General features: G+C 45.7%; 24 protein-coding genes. 10 read left to right on the top strand and 14 right to left on the bottom strand.

The annotated features are described in order from the left end of the window. Positions 1-17: 17 nt before the first annotated feature. From CRO04_RS01115 to CRO04_RS01145, 7 genes are all read right to left on the bottom strand, one after another. Positions 18-968: a polysaccharide deacetylase family protein gene (locus CRO04_RS01115; protein ID WP_097002392.1), complete on the bottom strand. Its 951-nt coding sequence runs from the start codon at positions 966-968 to the stop codon at positions 18-20. A gap of 118 nt (positions 969-1,086) precedes the next feature. After that, positions 1,087-1,308 (bottom strand): hypothetical protein, encoded by a 222-nt coding sequence (locus tag CRO04_RS01120; RefSeq protein ID WP_097002393.1) that lies wholly within the window; start codon positions 1,306-1,308, stop codon positions 1,087-1,089. A gap of 31 nt (positions 1,309-1,339) precedes the next feature. Next, entirely contained in the window at positions 1,340-2,068 is a 729-nt protein-coding gene (locus CRO04_RS01125) for a PHP domain-containing protein (RefSeq protein WP_097002394.1), read from the bottom strand. Then, on the bottom strand, positions 2,049-2,399 hold the full coding sequence (locus tag CRO04_RS01130) for a hypothetical protein (protein ID WP_097002395.1): 351 nt from the start codon (positions 2,397-2,399) through the stop codon (positions 2,049-2,051). Before CRO04_RS01130 ends, CRO04_RS01125 begins: the two co-directional genes overlap by 20 nt. Further along, positions 2,377-3,789 carry a [Fe-Fe] hydrogenase large subunit C-terminal domain-containing protein gene (locus tag CRO04_RS01135; protein WP_097002396.1) on the bottom strand — a complete coding sequence of 471 codons (1,413 nt, stop codon included), beginning with the start codon at positions 3,787-3,789 and terminating at the stop codon, positions 2,377-2,379. The genes CRO04_RS01130 and CRO04_RS01135 overlap by 23 nt, the downstream gene beginning before the upstream one ends. 37 nt (positions 3,790-3,826) lie before the next feature. Beyond that, complete coding sequence (locus CRO04_RS01140; RefSeq protein WP_097002397.1) at positions 3,827-4,249, bottom strand: ATP-binding protein; 423 nt, start codon at positions 4,247-4,249, stop codon at positions 3,827-3,829. After that, positions 4,249-4,596, bottom strand: coding sequence for a DRTGG domain-containing protein (locus tag CRO04_RS01145; protein WP_097002398.1), 348 nt, complete (start codon positions 4,594-4,596; stop codon positions 4,249-4,251). The genes CRO04_RS01140 and CRO04_RS01145 overlap by 1 nt, the downstream gene beginning before the upstream one ends. A gap of 209 nt (positions 4,597-4,805) precedes the next feature. Between CRO04_RS01145 and CRO04_RS01150 the strand changes: the two genes are divergently transcribed. The 7 genes from CRO04_RS01150 (at position 4,806) to CRO04_RS01175 (ending at position 10,385) form a co-directional block, all read left to right on the top strand. Further along, complete coding sequence (locus CRO04_RS01150) at positions 4,806-5,300, top strand: complex I 24 kDa subunit family protein (protein ID WP_097002399.1); 495 nt, start codon at positions 4,806-4,808, stop codon at positions 5,298-5,300. 12 nt (positions 5,301-5,312) lie between these two features. After that, positions 5,313-5,870 (top strand): ATP-binding protein, encoded by a 558-nt coding sequence (locus tag CRO04_RS01155; RefSeq protein WP_097002400.1) that lies wholly within the window; start codon positions 5,313-5,315, stop codon positions 5,868-5,870. A gap of 24 nt (positions 5,871-5,894) precedes the next feature. Continuing rightward, positions 5,895-6,272: a (2Fe-2S) ferredoxin domain-containing protein gene (locus CRO04_RS01160; RefSeq protein ID WP_097002401.1), complete on the top strand. Its 378-nt coding sequence runs from the start codon at positions 5,895-5,897 to the stop codon at positions 6,270-6,272. Between the two features lie 13 nt (positions 6,273-6,285). Next, positions 6,286-8,073, top strand: a complete 1,788-nt coding sequence (gene nuoF / locus CRO04_RS01165; protein ID WP_097002402.1) for an NADH-quinone oxidoreductase subunit NuoF — start codon at positions 6,286-6,288, stop codon at positions 8,071-8,073. A 17-nt stretch (positions 8,074-8,090) separates the two neighbouring features. Next, positions 8,091-9,836 carry an NADH-dependent [FeFe] hydrogenase, group A6 gene (locus CRO04_RS01170; protein ID WP_097002403.1) on the top strand — a complete coding sequence of 582 codons (1,746 nt, stop codon included), beginning with the start codon at positions 8,091-8,093 and terminating at the stop codon, positions 9,834-9,836. 117 nt (positions 9,837-9,953) lie between these two features. Continuing rightward, positions 9,954-10,127: a hypothetical protein gene (locus CRO04_RS26055; protein WP_166432445.1), complete on the top strand. Its 174-nt coding sequence runs from the start codon at positions 9,954-9,956 to the stop codon at positions 10,125-10,127. A 12-nt stretch (positions 10,128-10,139) separates the two neighbouring features. Then, positions 10,140-10,385 carry a spore coat protein gene (locus tag CRO04_RS01175; protein ID WP_097002404.1) on the top strand — a complete coding sequence of 82 codons (246 nt, stop codon included), beginning with the start codon at positions 10,140-10,142 and terminating at the stop codon, positions 10,383-10,385. Between the two features lie 61 nt (positions 10,386-10,446). Here CRO04_RS01175 and CRO04_RS01180 read toward each other — a convergent pair whose 3' ends face one another. The 6 genes from CRO04_RS01180 to CRO04_RS01205 all read right to left on the bottom strand — a co-directional run bounded on the left by CRO04_RS01180 (position 10,447) and on the right by CRO04_RS01205 (position 17,812). Further along, entirely contained in the window at positions 10,447-11,901 is a 1,455-nt protein-coding gene (locus CRO04_RS01180) for a 4Fe-4S dicluster domain-containing protein (protein ID WP_097002405.1), read from the bottom strand. Between the two features lie 51 nt (positions 11,902-11,952). Then, positions 11,953-13,134, bottom strand: coding sequence for a SpoIIE family protein phosphatase (locus CRO04_RS01185; protein WP_097002708.1), 1,182 nt, complete (start codon positions 13,132-13,134; stop codon positions 11,953-11,955). Continuing rightward, positions 13,134-14,867, bottom strand: a complete 1,734-nt coding sequence (locus tag CRO04_RS01190) for a [Fe-Fe] hydrogenase large subunit C-terminal domain-containing protein (protein WP_097002406.1) — start codon at positions 14,865-14,867, stop codon at positions 13,134-13,136. The genes CRO04_RS01185 and CRO04_RS01190 overlap by 1 nt, the downstream gene beginning before the upstream one ends. A 2-nt stretch (positions 14,868-14,869) precedes the next feature. Next, the gene (locus tag CRO04_RS01195; RefSeq protein ID WP_097002407.1) at positions 14,870-15,109 is read right to left on the bottom strand and encodes a (2Fe-2S) ferredoxin domain-containing protein; all 240 of its coding nucleotides are present in this window, start codon (positions 15,107-15,109) and stop codon (positions 14,870-14,872) included. A gap of 105 nt (positions 15,110-15,214) precedes the next feature. Beyond that, positions 15,215-16,966, bottom strand: a complete 1,752-nt coding sequence (gene ade / locus CRO04_RS01200) for an adenine deaminase (protein WP_097002408.1) — start codon at positions 16,964-16,966, stop codon at positions 15,215-15,217. Between the two features lie 15 nt (positions 16,967-16,981). Next, on the bottom strand, positions 16,982-17,812 hold the full coding sequence (locus tag CRO04_RS01205) for a purine-nucleoside phosphorylase (protein ID WP_097002409.1): 831 nt from the start codon (positions 17,810-17,812) through the stop codon (positions 16,982-16,984). A gap of 273 nt (positions 17,813-18,085) precedes the next feature. Between CRO04_RS01205 and CRO04_RS01210 the strand changes: the two genes are divergently transcribed. The 3 genes from CRO04_RS01210 to CRO04_RS01220 are packed head-to-tail and all read left to right on the top strand — an operon-like array spanning position 18,086 to position 20,541. Continuing rightward, a complete protein-coding gene (locus CRO04_RS01210; protein ID WP_097002410.1) occupies positions 18,086-19,168 on the top strand; it encodes an ABC transporter substrate-binding protein in 1,083 nt (360 codons plus the stop codon). Between the two features lie 24 nt (positions 19,169-19,192). After that, complete coding sequence (locus tag CRO04_RS01215) at positions 19,193-19,978, top strand: ABC transporter permease (protein ID WP_207654381.1); 786 nt, start codon at positions 19,193-19,195, stop codon at positions 19,976-19,978. Beyond that, positions 19,966-20,541, top strand: a complete 576-nt coding sequence (locus CRO04_RS01220) for an ATP-binding cassette domain-containing protein (RefSeq protein ID WP_097002412.1) — start codon at positions 19,966-19,968, stop codon at positions 20,539-20,541. Before CRO04_RS01215 ends, CRO04_RS01220 begins: the two co-directional genes overlap by 13 nt. A gap of 65 nt (positions 20,542-20,606) precedes the next feature. Here the strand turns inward: CRO04_RS01220 and CRO04_RS01225 are convergent, their stop codons facing one another. Further along, complete coding sequence (locus CRO04_RS01225; RefSeq protein ID WP_097002413.1) at positions 20,607-21,329, bottom strand: hypothetical protein; 723 nt, start codon at positions 21,327-21,329, stop codon at positions 20,607-20,609. Positions 21,330-21,393: the final 64 nt, after the last annotated feature.

The raw sequence follows: 21,393 nt of genomic DNA on the forward strand, positions 1-21,393 counted from the left end.
TGCTATCCTTACTCTTCTTACCGATAAAACTGGGAATAAACCCCGCCTGGAACCACTCCGCCCCGATAGCTGGCAAGCTCGCTGACTGTAACCAGCTGATATCCTTCCTCGGATAATCTGCGGATAATTTCAACCGCAGCAGCTCCGCTTTGGGGATAAAGTTCATGCATCAGCACAATATCCCCATCCCGCACACGGCTCATCACTGTCTGAATGGTCTTAGCCGTATTCCTGGTCTTCCAGTCCAGAGTATCAATGCTCCACATAATCATGGGTGCGTGGACATTCTGAAGAACTGTGCTGTTCTTATTCCCTCCCGGCAGTCTGACCAGCACCGGACGAACTCCGCAGACAGCCTGTACCGCATCATTGCAGCGGTTGATCTGGCTTTGAATCTGCTGTGGGCTTAATTTGTTTAAGTACTTATGTTCATATGTATGATTCCCGATCTCATGCCCCTCAGCCGCCATGCGCTTTAACTCATCAGGATAATAGACCGCCCGGTTTCCCACCACGAAAAAGGTTGCTTTCCCGCCGTACTGTGCCAGGCTGTCCATTATCGGATTCCCTACTGGAGCGTAAGGACCATCATCAAAGGTAAGGGCCACCATGGGTCTGGAAGGATCAATCACTCTTTTAGCCGGCTGTCCTTCACTATCCGCTGTCTCCTGCTGTTTGGTATCTGCAGTCGTTTGGCTTTCTGCCTCTGCCTGTGACTGCGTGGCTTTCTCTGTCTGAGTCTCTTCCTGCTTTCCAGGCTGTGAGGAGACATTCCCGTTCTCATCCACCCATCTGGCCACTCCTGGCCCCAGGTTTTCATCTATCCAGCCTCCCCGTACCTTAGCTGCTGTTTCCTGTGCAGCTGCCGCCGTCTCATATGCCATAGACGGAAAGGGCGAAGCCGGTACTAAGGCTATTATAAGAGCAAGGGTTATTACACCCAGACCCAGTTGTAAAAATTTCTTCATGAAACATCATTCCTTTCCCTGTTACTAACCACTACTATACAGGAAATGGATTAAAATGGAAAGTAAAATATAAAAACCCTGAAGCGCATTTTACTGCACTGCAGAGTTTTCATACTGTTTATATATGATTTGCAACTTCAAATGCATCCCAGATGGCATACATAATATTAGAGACTTTCTTTGCATCTCCCAGGAGATAGATTTCCGGAACATCGAATTCCAGTTCTTTATAAAGACTGTCCTCTTCCTTATATCCAACTGCCAGAATTACACTGTCACAGGCGATTTTCTTTTGTTCCTTTCCTACTGAGACCGACAGGGTTCTATATCTGATTAACATGATAATGCTTATATGCCAGAAATACGAATAATTAATTCACCGATTTTCCTTTTAAAAGGGCAGCAATTACCCCTTCCGCACTTTTTTCCACTGCCTGAAAGGGCAGTCCCTGTTCTTTGATAGCTCCCAGCTGATGGGCATCAGAATTCGTCAGGATAAGGCAGTTCTCAAGATAGGGATTTTTTCTTACCAGTTCCGGCAGCCGGTCCAGGTCCCTTACTTCTGCCGCTGTAAAACGGCTGTCCGGAGGCACAAACCCCAGGTTTGACAACAGGCTGTTGGCATTTTTGTCCAAATGAGCAGGGAACATAACTCCTCCATAGGATCTGACCAGTTCAAAAAGACCGTCAAATGATATCTCCGTAGAATTAATTAAAAGATTGTCCACTGATCCTTCCTGTTCATCATCCTTATTATATATCAATTGATTTCCGAAGATCTCCACCTTATTGGGAAAGGGAATCAGTTTCTTTTCCACGAATGCATCAAATTCCATAGCCATTGAAAGCTCCGGAAAGAGGCAGACCGCATGTACCTCTTCCGACGTACAAAGCTCCATTCCGGGAACTGCAAGGATTCCGAACTCTTTTGCAAAATGAAGAACTGCAGGACAATTCTTACAGGAATTGTGATCTGTAACTGCAATCACATCAAGCCCTTTTAAGGCAGCCATCCCAACGATGTTACCGGGCGTCATATCGTCATCGCCGCAGGGGGATAAGCAGGAATGAATATGGAAATCATACTGGAGCGTCTTCATTGGAAAGCCTTTTTTCTATCAGCAGAGCTGCCTCAAAAATGGGAAGCCCGGTCTTTAACACAGTAATATTTTGTTCTTTAGCCTTTTGCTTCGCTGCCTCATCAGGTATCACACCCTCTGCCAGAATCACGCAGGCCGCGTCCGTAAGTGATGCAACCGCAAGAGTATTCATGTTTCCCATAACAGTCACCCAGGCACAGCCCTCAGGCGCTTTGCCCATGGCAATACTTAATAAATCACAGCAAAATGGCTTCGTAATACGTCTGTCCGTTCGTTCTCCAACATGGATTGTCTCAAATTCTCCCGAATCAATCAGTTCCTTTATCGTCATTTTGATTTCTCCCCTCTTTCCTGTCAAGCTGGTTCATTTCATCAGAAATCCTCACTATATATGAAGTCATGGCTCGAAACTTACTGTAGCTGTCTCCCTCTCCCTCTTCAATATCAGCTGCAAGTCTGGCAACCTCCTTAGTCAGCTTGTGGACATTGTCCCTGAGGAAATAGATACAATCCGATTCCGCGGCTTCTCCCCGGACGATATCCTCAGCCAGGGCTTTACAGGTGGGTGCCCCGCAGGAGCCGCAGTCCAGTCCCGGAAATTTCTTCAGCAGCCGCTCCACCTGGTTAAGTCTTGCAAAACTTTCCATCATGGTATCTCCTAAATGAAATACCGGCTCGTACTGGACCATGCTGGTCCATTTCACAAGCTTCTCACCTCCTGATTCCATATGACTTCTGGCTACAGGCATATATTTTCTCAGACGTTTTAATTTCACTTCTGCCACATAAGGATTTTCTACGGTCAGAACGCCCCCGACACAACCGCCGTTGCAGGCATTTAACTCTACAAATTTTAAGTTGGTAAATTTCTGGTCTTCCATATCCTCAAGGACCCGTATAACATTCTCGATTCCATCCGCGGCTAAGTAATCCTCTGTAAACAGACCGCTTGCCTCTCCTCCGCTTCTTCCCCAGCTGACGCCGATTTTACCGGAAGTTCCAATCTCCGGAGGTTCCTCTCCCACCGCCTTCATACAGGAAAGAAGCCGTGGATAAACATCTTTAATAGCCAGGACCCTGTCGATTTCACTGTGTTCCGTTCCCAGCGGAGATCTTGCATAGGTCACCTTTGAGGGACAGGGGGAAATAAAAATGATACCAATCTTTTCCCTGGACAGCCCCGTTAATTCCATGGCCCTTTTTAAAGCGAGTATGGCAGCTACCTCTACCGGCGGATTAAGGGGAAGAAGATTGGGAATCAGATTGGGAAACCGTACCCTGATAAGCCTCACTACGGAAGGGCAGGCTGTGCTGATAAGCGGAAGCTTATCCGGATTTTTGCTTAAGTACTCTCTGGTTGCCTCACTGACAAGCTCCGCTGCCGCACTTACTTCAAAAACATCATCAAACCCCATGAGCAAAAGAGCATTCAGCACAATGTTCACATCATCTAAGTTATTGAACTGGCTGTACAGGGAAGGGGCGGGGAGGGCTACCGTATATTCGAACTGCTTTAAATCCTCCAGGGTATCATAAATAGCATGTTTGGCGTGATGAGGACATACACGGATGCATTCCCCGCAGTCAATACAGAATTTACTGTTAATCTGTGCCTTTTTATTTCTGACTCTGATCGCCTGAGTCGGACAGCGCTTAATGCAGTTAATGCAGCCCATGCACAGATCCTCGTCTAGCCTTACTGAATGATAAAATTTATCCAATGGCTCACCCCTTTTTGTATCTCATCATATTTTGCGTTTACAGATTCACCACCATACGTATGGTAGTACCTTCTCCAATTACCGTATGTATCTCCATCTCATCGGAATACTTTTTCATATTAGGCAGTCCCATTCCCGCCCCGAACCCAAGGGAGCGCACCGCGTCCGGCGCAGTGGAATATCCGGCCTGCATGGCAAGGTCAATATCAGGAATTCCCGGACCTGAATCCTCTAAAATCATTTCTATGCTCTCCGTTGTCATATGTACCGTAATTTCTCCGCCTTTCGCATGAATGACCATATTGATCTCCCCCTCATACATGGCAATGGCAACCTTTCGTACCGCTTCCGGTGTGACACCCATTTTTTTTAATTTGCTCTTCACATCGCTGCTGGCTTCCCCTGCTCTCGTAAAATCATCGGGAGAGATGGTATAATGAAACGTAATTACATCCATCATCAAACCGCACCTCCGTGAAGTCCCGCCTCATAAAGCATTCCGCAGGCGGAAAACATGCGATGGCCGGTGGACAAAAGTATAATTCCCCTTTCAGCTGCCATCTGGAGCATGGCTTCGTCTGGTTTTTTCCCCCGTACAAATACGATACACACGATATCTAACATTTCAGCAGTCCGGACCACCTGAGGATTGCAAAGTCCTGTCAGCAGGACAGAATGATCCTTAGAATAAGCAAGCACATCACTCATCATATCAGAGCCGCATGCACTTCTCACCTCCTCAGACATATGTTCCTCTCCCACAAGCACCTTTGCACCCAGTATTTTCCTGATATCTTCTACTGTCATATGGTCCTTCTCCTCCATTCATTCACTCTATTCGCACAATTCATGACATTATTGATAATTATATCATAAATAGTCCCTCAGGTGTATAAAATTACCACGAAATCATCGTTATTTTTTTGTCGAATCTTGATTAAAACTATAGATTTTTTCTCAATAACATGATAAAATATCAGTTACATTGCATAAGCAACATTGAAGGAGGTTATCAAATGACTTGTAAAAAACAAGGCGTCCAGTTTAACGGGACAAAAGAGCAGGAAGCTGCTTTGAAAGAAGTGATTTCCCAGCTCAAAGATACAAAAGGATCCCTGATGTCTATCATGCAGAAGGCTCAGGAGATTTATGGTTATCTTCCAATTGAAGTCCAGACCATTATATCTGATGAAACGGGTATTCCCCTTGAAAAGATTTATGGTGTTGCCACTTTTTATGCCCAGTTTGCGCTTCAGCCAAAGGGCAAATATCAGGTATCTGTCTGTCTTGGAACCGCATGCTACGTAAAAGGATCCGGAGACATTTTCCATAAAATTGAGGAAATACTTGGCATAACCAACGGAGAATGCACTCCGGATGGAAAGTTTTCCTTAGATTCCTGCCGCTGTGTAGGGGCCTGCGGTCTGGCTCCTGTCATGATGGTGAACGGAGAAGTTTACGGAAGACTGACAGTTGATGATGTTCCAGGTATTTTAGCCAAATACGAATAATTCCATACGCTTATGATGACAGAGATTTCTTTAAATATTTTGGATGTGGCAGAGAACTCCACACGGGCAGGTGCCAGCCTTGTTACCATTCTTGTTTCTGTGAATACTTTAACAGATAAACTGACCGTCACACTTACCGATGACGGCTGCGGAATGACAAAAGAACAGCTGGAACATGTAACAGATCCTTTTTTTACCACCCGTACGACCAGAAAGGTCGGCCTTGGTATTCCGTTTTTTAAATATGCAGCGGAATCCACCGGGGGAAGTTTCTCCATCGAATCAGAACCGGGAAATGGAACGAAGACAACTGCTGTTTTCGGACTCTCCCATATAGACCGAATGCCCTTAGGTGATATGAACAGCACGATTCAGACACTGATCACCTGCCATCCGGATACAGATTTTCTCTATATCTATCGTTATAACGAAGCGTCCTTTGAGCTGGATACAAGACTCTTTCGGGAGATTCTTGGTGAGATCCCATTTGACTCGCCGGAGGTAGCCGCTTACATAAGGGAATATTTATTTGAAAACAAATTGGAAACTGATGGAGGCGCGGTCATTTAGACCCGTCAGAATTGGAGGATAAACATGAAGACTCTTGAAGAATTAAAAGCAATTCGCGAGAAGATGCAGAGTCAGGTCAGCATGCGCGGAGAGGACCATGCCCGTACCCGTATTTTAGTTGGTATGGCCACATGCGGAATTGCAAGCGGAGCAAGACCTGTTCTTAATAAATTGTCAGATCTGGTTCAGGAGAACCATATGACAGACCGTTTTACTGTTACACAGACAGGCTGTATCGGTTTATGCCAGTATGAGCCGATCGTTGAAGTTTTAGAGCCAGGTAAAGAAAAAGTAACTTACATCAAGATGACAGCGGAGAAGGCAGAGGAAGTTTACAAAGAGCATCTTCTGGGCGGACACGTTGTTCAAAACTACACATTATCATCTGCTGATATTAAATAAAGGAGGATTCAGGATGTATCGTTCACACGTATTGGTTTGCGGCGGCACCGGATGTACTTCCTCCGGAAGCCAGCAGATTATGGTTAAATTAAGAGACGAATTAGGAAAGCAGGGTCTTTCCGAAGAAGTATCAGTTGTACAGACCGGCTGTCACGGTCTTTGTGCTCTGGGCCCCATTATGATTATTTACCCGGATGCCACTTTTTATGCAATGGTAAAAGAAGAAGATATTCCGGAAATTGTCAGCGAACACTTATTAAAGGGACGTCCGGTAGAACGCCTTCTTTACGATGAGACTGTAACCCCGTCAGGAATCAAAGCATTAAGTGATACCGATTTCTACAAGAAGCAGCACAGAATCGCTTTAAGAAACTGCGGTGTTATTAATCCTGAAGAAATCGAAGAATACATCGGTACCGGCGGATATCAGGCACTTGGCAAGGTTCTTACCGAGATGACTCCTGATGAAGTAATCCAGGTTCTTTTAGACAGCGGATTAAGAGGCCGCGGCGGCGCTGGTTTCCCAACTGGTATGAAGTGGAAGCTGGCAAGGCAGAATGATGCTGATCAGAAGTACGTATGCTGTAACGCAGATGAAGGTGATCCAGGTGCATTCATGGACCGTTCCGTATTAGAGGGAGATCCTCATGCATTGCTGGAAGCCATGACCATCGCAGGTTATGCCATCGGCGCATCCCAGGGCTTTATCTACGTCCGTGCTGAGTATCCCATCGCTGTTGACCGTCTTAAAATCGCCATTGAACAGGCCAGAGAGATGGAACTTTTAGGCGATGATATCTTTGGAACAGGTTTTTCCTTTAACATTGATCTCCGACTGGGTGCAGGCGCATTCGTATGCGGCGAGGAAACCGCACTGATGGTATCCATCGAAGGAAACCGCGGCGAGCCAAGACCAAGACCTCCGTTCCCGGCTCAGAAAGGTCTGTTTGGTAAACCAACCATCTTAAACAATGTTGAAACTTATGCAAATATTCCTCAGATCATCTTAAACGGCCCGGAATGGTTTGCTTCCATGGGTACAGAGAAATCCAAGGGAACTAAAGTATTTGCTTTAGGCGGTAAAATCCACAACACCGGACTGGTAGAAGTTCCTATGGGTACCACTCTGCGAGAAATTATTGAGGAAATCGGCGGCGGTATTCCTAACGGAAAGAAATTTAAAGCTGCCCAGACCGGCGGACCTTCCGGCGGATGTATTCCTACTGAGCACTATGATATCCCCATCGATTACGACAACCTTCTGGCAATCGGTTCCATGATGGGATCCGGCGGATTAATTGTAATGGATGAAACTGACTGTATGGTTGATATCGCTAAATTCTTCTTAGAGTTTACAGTTGAGGAATCCTGCGGTAAGTGTACACCATGCCGTATCGGTACCAAACGTATGCTTGAAATACTTGAAAAAATAACAAATGGTCAGGCAAAACCGGAAGATTTAGATCGTCTTGAAGAACTGTGCTATTACGTTAAGGCCAATTCCGCATGCGGACTTGGACAGACAGCTCCAAACCCGGTACTTTCCACATTAAAGTACTTCCGTGATGAGTACAATGCCCACATTTACGAGAAAAAATGTCCGGCCGGTGTATGTAAGGCACTTCTTTCCTACTACATCGATGCTGACAAGTGTAAAGGCTGTACGCTTTGCGCAAGAAACTGTCCGGCTAACGCGATTACTGGCTCTGTAAAGAATCTGCATGTCATTGATCCTGAAAAATGTATCAAGTGCGGCGTTTGTATGGAGAAATGTAAATTCGGCGCTGTCTATAAGAAATAATGGAGGGAGATTGTATCATGGAGAATATTACTATAAAAATCAATGGCATGGACGTAACCGCTCCGGCAGGCTCCACCATTCTGGAAGCTGCCAGATTTGCCCATGTTGAGATACCGACTTTATGCTTTTTAAAAGATACCAATGAAATCGCAGCCTGCCGTATCTGTACCGTTGAGATCAACGGAGGCAGACTTGCCGCTTCCTGCGTTTACCCCATCAATCCGGGCATGGAAGTAAAAACCAATACCCCAAGCCTTCGGGAATACAGAAAGAAGACACTTCAGCTGATTCTTTCCAACCATGACCGTTCCTGCTTATCCTGTGTCCGCAGCGGAAACTGTGAGCTGCAGACCTTATGTAAGGAACTGGGTGTGGATGCAGATGACTATTTCGACGGCGACAAGACTCCTTCCGTTTTGGACGAGAGCGCTGCTCATATGGTCAGAGACAACAGCAAGTGTATTCTTTGCCGCCGCTGCAGTGCAGTCTGCGAAAAAGTACAGGGAATCGGTGTAATCGGACCAAATGAGCGTGGTTTTGCTACCTTTATCGGCTCTGCTTTTGATATGGGACTTGGAGAAACCAGCTGTGTTTCCTGCGGACAGTGTATCGCAGTCTGCCCAACAGGCGCTCTCTATGAAAAAACCAGCATTGATGAAGTAGCTGCTGCCATTGCAGATCCTGCAAAGCATGTTATCGTTCAGACAGCTCCTTCTGTACGCGCTGCGCTGGGTGAAGAATTTGACTATCCGATTGGAACCAATGTAGAAGGCAAGATGGCTGCTGCTCTCAGAAGACTGGGCTTTGATAAAGTATTCGATACCAACTTCAGTGCTGACTTAACCATTATGGAAGAGGCTCATGAGTTCATCGGGCGTGTTCAGAACGGCGGCGTTCTTCCTATGATTACTTCCTGCTCTCCAGGCTGGGTAAAATACTGTGAACACTACTTCCCGGATATGACAGAGAATTTATCTTCCTGTAAATCCCCGCAGCAGATGTTCGGCGCTATTGCCAAATCCTACTATGCAGAGAAGATGGGCTTAAAGCCTGAGGATATCGTATCCGTCAGCATCATGCCCTGTACAGCAAAGAAGTTCGAAATCGGAAGAGATGATCAGGATGCCAACGGTGTTGCTGATGTAGACTATTCCTTAACTACCAGAGAATTAGCCAAAATGATCAAACAGGCTGGTATCCGTTTTAACAATCTTCCTGACGAAGAGTTTGATGCTCCTCTTGGAATCTATTCCGGTGCAGGTGTAATCTTCGGCGCAACCGGCGGTGTTATGGAAGCGGCCCTTCGTACTGCAGTGGAAACCTTAACAGGGGAAGAATTAAAGAAGCTGGAATTCAGTGATGTACGCGGAACTGCAGGCATCAAGGAAGCTACCTATCGCGTAGGCGATATGGATGTAAAAGTTGCCGTAGCCTCCGGTCTTGGCAATGCAAGAGAGCTTTTAAACAAGGTTAAATCCGGTGAAGCAGATTATCACTTTATCGAAATTATGGGTTGTCCAGGCGGCTGTGTAAACGGCGGCGGTCAGCCTCAGCAGCCAGGATACGTACGCAATACCACAGATATCCGCACTCTGCGTGCGAAAGTTCTCTACGATACAGATGCAGCGTTATCCATCCGTAAATCCCACGAGAACCCTGCCATCAAGGAACTTTATGATACATTCCTTGGCAAACCTGGAAGTGAAAAGGCACATCACCTTCTTCATACCAGCTATGTAAAAAGATCAATTAACGATAATTAATTTTTTACCTCCTTCTGCCAGATCAGAAGGAGGTTTTTTATTAAATTAACCGGAAATTATCCGGAAAATGCATGGATCCTTAAAAAACCTCCATACTATGACTGGAGGTGATGAGACATGAGCCCAAAAGAATTAAATTATATTGAAGATGCTCTCGGACATGAAAAATTCTTAAAAACCCAGTGCCAGGATGCTATCCAGAATTTACAGGATCCTGAGTTAAAAGCCTGTGTACAGCAGTTACAGCAAAAGCACCAGCAAATTTTTGATAACTTTTATAACTTAGTGTAAGGAGGAAGTACGATGGACGATAAGTGTATTATGGAAAACTTACTCAATACCACAAAGGGTGCCTGTGATTTGTACCTGCACGGAACTCTTGAATCCCCAACCATGAATGTACACCAGGCATTTGACAATGCGTTAAATGATACTTTGTGCATGCAGGATGATATCTATAAAAGGATGTCCTCCAAGGGCTGGTATACCACCGATCAGGCAGAGCAGCAAAAAATTTCCAAAGTCAAAAATCAGTTTGCAGGGATGTAAGTTTACCTTTCAAAAAAGCGCCCTATGCCGGTTCAGCCGGCTAGGACGCTTTTTAGTTATTCTATTGGTTCCTGTGCATCTTAACAGCCTCCAGGCCAAGACTTTTTATATTATCGTGGACCATTCTGCCATCTGCCTGTCCAATTAGTAAATCTCTGGCTTTTTTCGCTTCTCCTTCACTTCTATGCTTGCTGGGACCGCCGACACAGCCGCCCATACAGGCCATTCCCTCAACAAAATCTGCAGGCAGCTTTCCAACCTTTAAAAGCATCAGCGCTTTCTTGCATTCCGCAGCCCCATTACATTTCATAACCTGGATATCTGCATTTTCACCCGATTCTTTCAGACATTCCAGAACAGCAGCCGTAACTCCGCCTCCGTTGCCAAAACGCTTTCCATATACTGAACCTGCCTGATATGTATTCTCCTCCGGCTCCAGTTCTACCCCCTTTACCACCATCATGGCATGAGCCTCTCCAAGAGTCAGTACATAATCTGCATTTCCCTTAACATTTAAATCCAGAGCTTCGCTTTTCTTTGCGATACAGGGACCGATAAAAACAGCAATCGTTTCCGGATCATCTGCCTTCAACATTCGTGAAACTGCACACATCGGAGACACTGTCGTAGACATATTCTCAAGAAGCATAGGATAATGCTGTTTAATCATATTAACAAATGCCGGACAGCAGGAGGTCGTCATTTTCTTTCCTTCCTTATATGCCTCTGACCATTCTTTCGCTTCTGCTGCAGCGGTTAAGTCACCGCCCAGCGCTACCTCTACCATATCCTCAAAACCGATTTTTTTAAGTGCCGTTCTCCAGCTGGCCATGGTGATATCAGGACCATACTGTCCTTCTATAGCAGGTGCAACCATAGCAACCACCTTTTTTCCAGCCTTAATCAGGTTAATTACATCAACCATAAAAGTTTTGGACCCAATTGCGCCAAATGGACAGCTGTGTATGCATGCTCCGCACTGAATGCATTTGCTTTCATCTATCACAACAATACCATCATCATCCATAGTAATTGCATCCACAGGACAGCTCCTTTTACAGGGACGGGTTAAGTCTGCAATAGCATTATATGGACATGCCTGAGAGCATTTTCCGCACTCCTTACATTTGTCAGGATTGATGTGGGCCCTGTCATGTCCCATACTAATGGCTCCAAAATTACAGGAATTCTGACAGGCCTTACCCATGCATAGCTGGCAGTTATCCGTTACTACATATCTGGCTATGGGACAGCCCTCACAGGCAGAATTAATTACCTGAACTACATTTTTTGTATCTCTGCCGCTGGGGCAGAACCCCTCTGCCAGCCGGACCCTCTCTCTGATGATTTCCCTCTCCCTGTAAATACAGCACCGAAACTGCGCCTTAGGGCCAGGAATTATGTGATAAGGAATCTCATCCCGTTTCTGTTCCAGTATGCCCTCCCAGGCAAGTTTCGCCACTTCATTTAAAACCTGATGCTTGATGCGAAGTAAGGTTGCATCATTTGTTACCATATCGTTCCTCCTTGAAGCTTCCACTCATTGTGGATGTGTGAATAATCTCTATTAATAATAAGTAACTGTAACCGTCTTCCCAATCTCTTCTGCCGCATGTTTCAGCTGCTCCACAAGATTCTGGCGGATTCCCAGATCAAAGGGCAGCCCCGGATTCTGGTATGCGCTGTTAATCGCCTTCCCTACATACAGCTTTAATTCTGTACAGTCCTCAATAATCATCTTTGCTACCATGGAGGCACCGTTTGGTTTATCCAGTTCGAGAAAAAATTCCTCCGTGACTGATTCATTCTTTACATAGCGCTTTAAAAGCTTTAATACCCGGTTCAGCGTCAATACCCCTTCTGTTACCAGTTCGATGCCGTCAATATAAGCCACAGGCGGCAGATCCGGATCAGAATAATCAAGTGATACCTTCAGCTTCCTGTCGGTGGTCCTGGACACAATATTGGCGCTGGTTCCTCCGCAGATAATCCGTTTTGTCATATCATCTCCGCTCAGGAAATCCCTGACCATGCCAGCGTCGTCATCCGGATCCTCGGGCGGACCAGTCATTAAATGAACTGGTTTGCTGTCGATAATCCGCATGACAGCAACTGTAGTATCATCTCCCGGCCGGTACTGGTATAGTTCATCACAGGCCCGGCATAATGAATTGGCAAGACGGACCGCAGATACGGTCAGACGGTACTGTTTCACCGCATAAGAAGCAACATCATCCCAAAGCCAGCCAAAGTTCAAAAGCTGCCCCACGCCTGCATGAATGGTCCCGTCACTGAGAAGGATAAGAGCATCTCCTTTTTTCACACGAAACCGGTATTCATTAATTTTCTTATCCCGAATGACACGCATACTCCGGGGAATGGAAACCAGACTCCCCTCCCGGATAAAAATACAGCCCGGGTTATCAAACTCCACAAGATAAGCATCTCCATTGTGAAATACCTGGAGAATACTGAAGGTTGAATATGCAACCTGTCTGACCTGACAGACCGGCAGCGTCTCCACAATGGTTTCCACACATTCTTCCAGCGTAGCGCCGTTTAAAAACATGGTCCCCAGTATCTTGGAAGTCATTGTAGCCAGTATGTTTGCCTTTACTCCGCTTCCCATACCGTCTGCCAGAATCATAATGTTGGAATCTTCCGTATGGAGCAGCTCCACCTTATCCCCGCACAGCACTTCATTAAATTTATTTAAACTTTTATAAGCAACGTCAACGGTGACTCCCATCATCGAACCTCGCTTTCACTTCCTTCATATAACAGAGACTTGCACAGCTTTGTCAGCGTAGTCTTCGTTTCTGCAGTTGTCTCCCCCAGAAGTCCCGCAATTTCCTGAGCCACCATCATCTGCTTATGAATTACTTTCTGAGCCAGATCAATCGTCTCCAGCTTCTTTTCGTATTCCTGCCTTGCCTGTTCCTCTTCCCTTGTAATATCGATAAAGGTTGCCAGCACCACATCCTCATTGTTTACATAAACAATGTTCTGTAATGTTGAGATTCCGTATTCTCCATAAGTGACTTTCTTTCCGTGGATCTTCTGATGTGTGTCATAAACCCATTGAAAATCAGAAGTATCAATCAGCTCATACAGGTACATATCTAACGCTTCCTGCCTGGTCTTGCCGAAATACTTCTCTCCCACTGCCGAATATTCCAGAATCTTCATCTCTTTATCAACAATTAAAACAATATTGGGTGATGTTTCCATAACAAGATTGGATAAGGATTCCGCTTTTTCATGCATGAATGGAATACACATGTTTAATTCCGCTTTTTTCTGAATAACTGCCACAGCCTTTTCCCTGCATGTGGAATAACCGCATGCTCCGCAGTTTAACTCATCTTCCGGTCTCGTCTTGCCTGTCTTCTTTAATATCTCCTGAATCTGGCTCTCTGTCGGTATGATATCTCTTGGAGCACGGTTTAAAAAGTGTTTGCCAAATGTCAGCGTCTGAAAGATCTTCTGGATCTCTTCGTCAGGAACCGGCTCTTTTTCGATGGTCTCTTCCATGTCCAGTCTGATTTTAAATCTGGATATGTGTTCATGGTCCGCCGCCGGTCCCTTGATGCAGCCTCCGGAGCACATGTTCATTTCAATGAAACACCCCGTAATATCTCCATGGAGCATGCTCTCACAAAGATCCATGCAATTGCGGCACCCGTGAACATAAAACTTCCGGTATCCATCCCGTTTTGCTTCCGTCGCCAGCACAGAGCTGACGATTCCACTGGTAACAGGATATAACCGGTTCACTTTGGGATTCATATGAACAAAAGGAACATCCTCACAATCCTCGATGGTAATTTCCTCTTGTGCAAGCCAGCCTTCTATATCATTAAAATTTAAGACAGCATCAATATAATCCCCATGCCTTAAATCCTCTGCTTCCTTCTTTTTCGCAATACAGGGACCTACAAATACTACCTTCGTATCCCTTCCAAATTCTTCCTTTAACATCTTTCCATGGGCCACCATGGGAGAAACTACCGGTGCCAGATGGGGAATCAGTTCCGGATAATAGATTTCGATTAAATCATTGACACTGGGGCAGCAGGTTGTGATGATATTTTCCATCTTCCCCTCTTTTAAGAGTCTGGTATATTCTGCAGTCACCACCGCTGCGCCCTCCGAGGTTTCCCTTACATCGGTAAATCCCAGCTTTCTTAAGGCACCGTTCACCTGACCTGCAGTTTTATATTTTAACAGCCCCATATACGATGGAGCAAGAGATATCACCGTTTTATATCCTATATCAAGATACCCTTTGACCAGATCCAGATCACTGACAAGCGTTTTGGCAGACTGGGGACATACCTGCATGCATTTTCCGCATAAAATGCACTTATCAGACATAATTTCTGCACGTTCATCTTTAATCATGACTGCTTTGACTTCACAGTTACGAACACATTTATAGCAGTGTTTACATTTGGTCGCCTTGAAATCAATGATTCCCATGATTAAAGCCTCCCCAGAATTTCTTTGTCAAAAAACTCCTTTGTATCTTCCGGTTTTAAGGAATAGATCTGACTGTCAACCGTCACGCAGACTCCATTGACACAGTTCCCGCTGCAAAAGGAACCGTTTAAGTCAACCTGATCCTCCAGATGTTTCTCTCTCACCAGATTCTGAAGCTGGGCTATGATCTCTCTGGAACCTTTTAAATGGCATGCACTTCCTATGCATATAGTTACTCTCATGAATAATCTCCCTCCGAATAAATCCCTTGGTGAACTTCCTTTTCGACTATTATCGCATATTGTTATATTTTTATCAATACTTATTTACTGATTGGATGTATTTTTTCAAATACTGAAAAATATGGTTTTTAAAACCTCCTGCCTCTCAACATCTATCAGGCCGCAGGTATTTAACCGGAGCATGGGAATCACCGGGAGACTGGCAAATGCAAGCGTCATAAAGGGGTCAATTTCCTTTCCCACCCCCAGCAGTTGTGCCTGTTTTTTCAGTTCCTCCAGCCGTTCACCCACCCAGTCAGCAGGTTCCCTGCTCATCAGCCCTGCAATGGGCAGTGCCAGCTCGCCAAGGACCACTCCGCCTGCTGCAACTGCAATACCTCCCCGGTTTTTCCTGACAACATTTCCTGCAAGTGCCATATCCTGATCGTTAGTCCCTGCTATAATCAGATTGTGGGAATCATGGGCAATACTGGTCGCCACTGCTCCCTGCTTCAGCCCGTAACCGCCAAGAAACCCCAGACCGGTATGACCGGTATTATGGTGGCGCTCAAAAACAGCCATCTTCACAATGTCCGCGGCTGCAAGAGCCTTCGGATCATCACTCAGTTTTTTCGTCCAGGAAACAAGCCTCTCTTTTGTAGTCAGCTCTCCGGGGATCAAACACAGGACTCTTATGGTATCCCCATCTTCGTTCAAGGCAAAGTCTTGTGGTACTATTTCTTTTAATCGGAAGGAATCCCCTACTTTGTCCGGTAATACATTATTTTTTGAAGTTTCTGTCCCGGAGTTTTCTGTTAACCGTCCGTTCTCCGCTACCAGTTTCCCTTTCCGGTAGACCTTGCTGACATTAAATTCTGCCAGATCTGAGACAACAATCAGATCAGCCTGGTATCCGGGTGCGATAGCACCAGCCTGATCCAGCCTGAAATACCGTGCAGCATGATAAGAAGCCATGATCACAGCATGCACCGGATCCGCCCCCAGTTTTATGGCTTTTCTTACAATATAATCCATATGGCCAAGCCTGGATAATTCTCCCGGATGCCTGTCATCGGTCACCAGCATGCAGCGGTGATAATAAGGCTCCTGAAACAAAGGCAGAAGCGCCTCCAGATTTCTGGCAGCAGTACCTTCCCTTATCATAACCCACTGGCCCCGCCTGATCTTCTCCACTGCCTCTTCCAGGAGAGAACACTCATGATCTGACCGGACACCGGCTGTGATATATGCATTCAACTGCAGCCCGGTTAAAAAAGGTCCATGGCCGTCGATCATTCTCCCATGATCTGCGGCGCTGGTTATTTTTTCCATAATATTTGGTTCTGCCTGTATGGTACCATGACAATCCATCAGTTCTGCAAGTCCAAGCACCCGTCTGTCCCTGTAAAAAGGAGCAAGATCATCTGCTGAAATAACAGCGCCGGATTCATCAAGCTTTGCTGCCGGAACACAGGAAGGGAGCATAAAGTATACGTCCAGATCAAGATCCTTTGTATGATCCATCATAAACCGGATTCCTTCTGCTCCCGCTACATTGGCAATCTCATGAGGATCCGTAACAACCGCGGAGGTTCCATGGGGTATGACCGTCTTTGCAAATTCCTCCGGAGACAGCATGGAGCTTTCCAGATGAATATGTCCGTCTATCAGCCCCGGACAGACCACGTTACCGTTTAAATCTGTCTCTCTCTCCCCTTCATACGAACCGATTCCCACAATATATCCGTCCTCAATGGCGATATCACCATCCTCCAATTCTGAAGTAAATACATTCACCATTCTGGCATTCTTTAATACCAGCGAAGGCTTTTTCCTCCCTGACGCAGCATAAATCCGTTCCGCCAGCCTCTGATCCATAAGCCCCTTCCCCCTTTATTTACCGGCAAGCTTCGTAATGGATGCCGTAATCAGTCTTTTAAACAGTGGTGCCACCCGGTCTGCTGTCTCCTGGACCTCCAGATGGCTTAAAGGCTGGTCGATAATCCCGCACGCCATATTCGTGATGCAGGAAATGCCGCATACTTTCATGCCCATATGGTTTGCAGCTACCGCCTCGCAGGCAGTGCTCATTCCAACCGCGTCTGCCCCCAGTATCCGGCACATCTGCACTTCAGCAGGTGATTCATACGCCGGTCCCGTCAGCTGTAAATAAATCCCCTCCTGGAGCTCAATTCCCTCTTCCCTGGCCGCTTCCTTAATTAAAGCTCTCAGTTCTTTACGGTAAATATCACTCATATCCGGAAATCTGGTTCCCAGTTCCCCGATATTGGAGCCAATTAACGGAGAAGGAACAAACGTTGCGATATGATCACTCAGAAGCATAAAATCTCCTGGCTTAAATTCCTTGTTTACGCCGCCGCTGGCATTGGTTAAGAACAGGATTTTTGCTCCCATCAGCCCCATCAGCCGTGTGGGAAGCACCACATCTGTCATGGGATAACCTTCATAATAATGGACACGTCCCTGCATGATCACCACAGGAACCTTATTTACATAACCAAAAATAAATCTCCCTTTATGTCCGGGTACTGTTGATACCGGAAATCCTTCAATATCTTTATAATCTATGGTGGCAGTTACGTCAATCTCCTCTGCATATTCACCCAGTCCGGAACCAAGAATCAGGGCAACTTCGGGGATAAAATCCGTTTTCTCACGTACACTTTTTAAACAGCTTTGAAGCTTCTCATATACATCGTTCATATTATTTTTTCTCCTTTCAAACTCCTTACAGAGTCTCTCCCTGCAGGTGCTACAAGTATAACACATTTCCACCTTGTTTCGCATAATATTTTGACAAACACAGCTGAAAAATGGTATAATTACCCTGTTCGTACTAACCCGGAAGGATCCCTGACGGAGAAGGCGAGGAGAATACGTCAAACCGGAAATCCCATGCCTGTCGGCGTGGTTTTTTTTCATCTGTTTGCATGGTAAACCAGTATAAAATGGTACGGACAGAAAGTGAGGATTATTATGAAAAAAGTTTTATCTGCACTTGCTGCACTGGCAATAACTGCTGCAGTCCTAACCGGCTGTGCCAGAAACAATTCCCAGACCTCAGCACCTGCACAGGAAAGCACTACTGCAGTCCAGACTTCCAAAGAACAGGAAACTACTGCAGCATCGGAAACAGCCGCAAGTGACGAGGCCCAGTCAGACACTTATACCTTAAAAATTGGTTCTCTTAAAGGTCCTACTTCCATGGGGCTGGTGGGACTGATGGACAAGGCAAAAAAAGGCGAAACCCAGAACTCCTATGAATTTACCATGGTAACTGCTCCAGATGAGCTCCTGGGAAAATTAGTAAGCGGCGAATTAGATGTTGCTTTGATTCCTGCAAATATGGCGTCCATTCTTTACACAAAAACCAACCACAATATAACCGTTCTGGATATCAATACGCTGGGGGTCCTCTATGCCGTCTCCGCTGACGATTCCATTCACACCACAGCAGATTTAAAGGGCAGGACCGTTTATTTAACAGGAAAAGGGACAACACCTGACTATGCTCTCGCCCATGTCCTGAAAGCCAACGGACTGACCACTGACGATGTAAAGCTGGAGTATAAATCAGAAGCTGCAGAGGTAGCTGCCGTATTAAAAGAGAATCCAGATGCGGTCGGTCTTCTTCCACAGCCTTTTGTTACAGCTGCCATGGCTCAGAATGATCAGCTGAAAATGGTACTTGATTTAACAAAAGAATGGGATTCCGCTGCAAAAGATGGAAGCGGCAGTCTGGTAACCGGAGTTACTGTCTGCAAAAATAATATATTAAAGGATCATCGGCAGGCAATTAACCAGTTCCTTGCCGATCATAAGGAATCAGCCGAATATGTCAATAGCAATGTAAGTGAGGCTGCTGCTTTAGTTGCTGCTGCCGGAATTATTGAAAAAGCCCCTGTTGCCGAAAAAGCCATTCCCTACTGCAGCATTACCTATATAGATGGGAATAAGATGAAATCCATGTTAAGCGGATATCTAAATGTACTTTTTGAAATGGAACCGCAGACAGTCGGAGGAGCGCTTCCCGGAGATGACTTCTACTATCTGCAGTAAATATACCCCTAAGGAGACCCGATTATGAAAGCAGGTATCTTCCCGTTCAAGAAACCCGGAATCATCTTATTCTGGCTTTTGGTATGGCAGGCCGCCAGTATGGCAGTACACAACAACATCATACTGGTTGGTCCGCTGGAGGTTTTATCCGCTTTACTGCGCCAGGCCGGACTGCCGGATTTCTGGAAAACCATCGGCTATTCCTTCGGTAAAATCAGCCTTGGATTTCTTATGGCTTTTATTGCTGGTATTTTTGCCGGAGGAGCTGCCTGCCGTTTTCCAATCATAGGGGACCTTTTATCACCGTTAATGGCTCTGATTAAGTCGGTTCCGGTTGCTTCCTTCGTCATACTGGCACTGATCTGGGCTGGATCTGAAAATCTTTCTGTAATCATCGGGTTTCTGGTTGTTTTTCCCATGATCTATATTCAGACCATTGCAGGAATCGAAAGCACGGACCCGCATCTGCTTGAGATGGCTAAGGTATTTCAGATGTCAGAACTGAAGAAATTCTTTTACCTTTACCGTCCGGCACTGCTTCCCTATCTGGCAGCGGGCAGCCGTGTAGCACTGGGAATGAGCTGGAAATCCGGAATTGCTGCAGAAGTAATTGGTGTTCCTCTTCACTCTATCGGGGAAAAGCCCTATCTTGCAAAGATCTATTTAAGTACTGCAGACTTATTCGCCTGGACACTGGTAATTATTCTGCTCAGCATGCTTTTTGAAACGATTTTCCTATGGCTTTTAAATCTGGCATCCCCCGGCATCAGACGCAAAAAAAGAGAGGGGGGATCTGTGTGGAACTCCTGATCAGACAGCTGTCAAAGTCCTTTGACGGTCAAACTGTACTGAACCATGTAAATCTCCATCTGGTTTCAGGTAATATTTACTGCCTTATGGGACCTTCCGGCTCAGGCAAGACCACACTGTTTCATATCCTGCTGGGTCTCTTAAAAGCAGATTCAGGGAAAATAGAAGGTCTCAGGAAATCAAAAATTTCCGCTGTCTTTCAGGAACACCGGCTGTGTGAAGCATTTACTCCCATTGAAAACGTAACAATGGTAATGCCTCATTCTTCCGGAAATCATAAAAAAGCAAAGAACGCGCTGGTACGGCTTCTGCCTGCCGCCTGCCTTGACAGACCTGTGTCTGCCCTAAGCGGAGGAATGAAACGCCGTGTGGCTATTATACGGGCTCTTTTAGTACCATTTGACATTCTAATCATGGATGAACCATTTACAGGGCTTGATGAGGATACAAAACAAGAGGTGATTTCCTATATAAAAGAACAATGCGAGGGGAAACTGGTTCTGATCAGCACCCATCAGGAAGAGGATGTAGAGCTGTTAAACGGAATTAAGATTCACTTATAAAAACAAGGGGCTATAACCGAACTTACGGTTACGCCCCTTGCTTCATTTAAAGACAGTATTAATCATTATTTCAGTTTCAGTGAATCCAGAGCTGCCTCAATCTGTGCTTCTACACCGTTCTCGGTTGATCCCACTGTTCCGGCTGCACTGATGTAGGTCTTTGTGGCTGCATTGTAAGAACCGGAAATGGCATAATAACGAACCCCATCATCTGGTGTCTTATACCGGATCGCATACCGGAACGTCTGACTGCCATCACTGCCGTCCTTCACATCATAGCGTACAAATTCCATATCCTCACCGCGGCTGACTAACTTCTTATATTCATCCATCGTAGCGGGATAATCCTCACGGGCATCATCCGCATTATCTCCCTGTACATAGGTGATTTCCAGGTAATCATCGCCATTAGGAGAATTAATCGTTACCAGGTTTTCATCTGCATCTTCGTCAAGAGACCAGCCTTTTGGAGGCGTAATCTCGTATTTACCTGACTTTGGTGTAAATGAGCCTTCCTTGATGTTACCTGCATCATTGGCTGTGATCGGCTGCGTTGCTTCTGTTGCTTCTTCCTCTGATGTATCCTCTTCTTCAGAAGTTTCCTGATCTGAAGGATTGGTTACTTCTGCGTTAACCGCTGTGGTTTCTGGCGCAGCTTCTGTAGTGCCTGCCTCTGCCTGTGTCTCCTGCTTCGTATCAGCCTTTGTATTATTCTTTCCGCAGGCTGTTGCTGTCATCATCACTGCCATTGCAATGATAATCCCTGCAAAGATCTTGTTTTTTCTCATAAAATCACTCCTTGTCAAACATTCTTATTGGTGACGTGGAGGATTATATCATGAACAACACCGA

Origin of the sequence: Lacrimispora amygdalina (assembly GCF_900205965.1) — a bacterium.
Classification (GTDB): Bacteria; Bacillota; Clostridia; order Lachnospirales; family Lachnospiraceae; genus Lacrimispora; species Lacrimispora amygdalina_A.

Bases quoted from the DNA above. Each gene is read 5' to 3' on its own strand.
- CRO04_RS26055 (WP_166432445.1), top strand. From the start codon at position 9,954: ATGAGCCCAAAAGAATTAAATTATATTGAAGATGCTCTCGGACATGAA.
- CRO04_RS01175 (WP_097002404.1), top strand. From the start codon at position 10,140: ATGGACGATAAGTGTATTATGGAAAACTTACTCAATACCACAAAGGGT.
- CRO04_RS01170 (WP_097002403.1), top strand. From the start codon at position 8,091: ATGGAGAATATTACTATAAAAATCAATGGCATGGACGTAACCGCTCCG.
- CRO04_RS01180 (WP_097002405.1), bottom strand. From the start codon at position 11,901: ATGGTAACAAATGATGCAACCTTACTTCGCATCAAGCATCAGGTTTTA.
- CRO04_RS01160 (WP_097002401.1), top strand. From the start codon at position 5,895: ATGAAGACTCTTGAAGAATTAAAAGCAATTCGCGAGAAGATGCAGAGT.
- ade (WP_097002408.1), bottom strand. From the start codon at position 16,966: ATGGATCAGAGGCTGGCGGAACGGATTTATGCTGCGTCAGGGAGGAAA.
- CRO04_RS01225 (WP_097002413.1), bottom strand. From the start codon at position 21,329: ATGAGAAAAAACAAGATCTTTGCAGGGATTATCATTGCAATGGCAGTG.
- CRO04_RS01140 (WP_097002397.1), bottom strand. From the start codon at position 4,249: ATGATGGATGTAATTACGTTTCATTATACCATCTCTCCCGATGATTTT.
- CRO04_RS01150 (WP_097002399.1), top strand. From the start codon at position 4,806: ATGACTTGTAAAAAACAAGGCGTCCAGTTTAACGGGACAAAAGAGCAG.
- nuoF (WP_097002402.1), top strand. From the start codon at position 6,286: ATGTATCGTTCACACGTATTGGTTTGCGGCGGCACCGGATGTACTTCC.
- CRO04_RS01120 (WP_097002393.1), bottom strand. From the start codon at position 1,308: ATGTTAATCAGATATAGAACCCTGTCGGTCTCAGTAGGAAAGGAACAA.
- CRO04_RS01210 (WP_097002410.1), top strand. From the start codon at position 18,086: ATGAAAAAAGTTTTATCTGCACTTGCTGCACTGGCAATAACTGCTGCA.
- CRO04_RS01185 (WP_097002708.1), bottom strand. From the start codon at position 13,134: ATGGGAGTCACCGTTGACGTTGCTTATAAAAGTTTAAATAAATTTAAT.
- CRO04_RS01115 (WP_097002392.1), bottom strand. From the start codon at position 968: ATGAAGAAATTTTTACAACTGGGTCTGGGTGTAATAACCCTTGCTCTT.
- CRO04_RS01155 (WP_097002400.1), top strand. From the start codon at position 5,313: ATGATGACAGAGATTTCTTTAAATATTTTGGATGTGGCAGAGAACTCC.
- CRO04_RS01215 (WP_207654381.1), top strand. From the start codon at position 19,193: ATGAAAGCAGGTATCTTCCCGTTCAAGAAACCCGGAATCATCTTATTC.
- CRO04_RS01190 (WP_097002406.1), bottom strand. From the start codon at position 14,867: ATGGGAATCATTGATTTCAAGGCGACCAAATGTAAACACTGCTATAAA.
- CRO04_RS01125 (WP_097002394.1), bottom strand. From the start codon at position 2,068: ATGAAGACGCTCCAGTATGATTTCCATATTCATTCCTGCTTATCCCCC.
- CRO04_RS01130 (WP_097002395.1), bottom strand. From the start codon at position 2,399: ATGACGATAAAGGAACTGATTGATTCGGGAGAATTTGAGACAATCCAT.
- CRO04_RS01195 (WP_097002407.1), bottom strand. From the start codon at position 15,109: ATGAGAGTAACTATATGCATAGGAAGTGCATGCCATTTAAAAGGTTCC.
- CRO04_RS01205 (WP_097002409.1), bottom strand. From the start codon at position 17,812: ATGAACGATGTATATGAGAAGCTTCAAAGCTGTTTAAAAAGTGTACGT.
- CRO04_RS01145 (WP_097002398.1), bottom strand. From the start codon at position 4,596: ATGACAGTAGAAGATATCAGGAAAATACTGGGTGCAAAGGTGCTTGTG.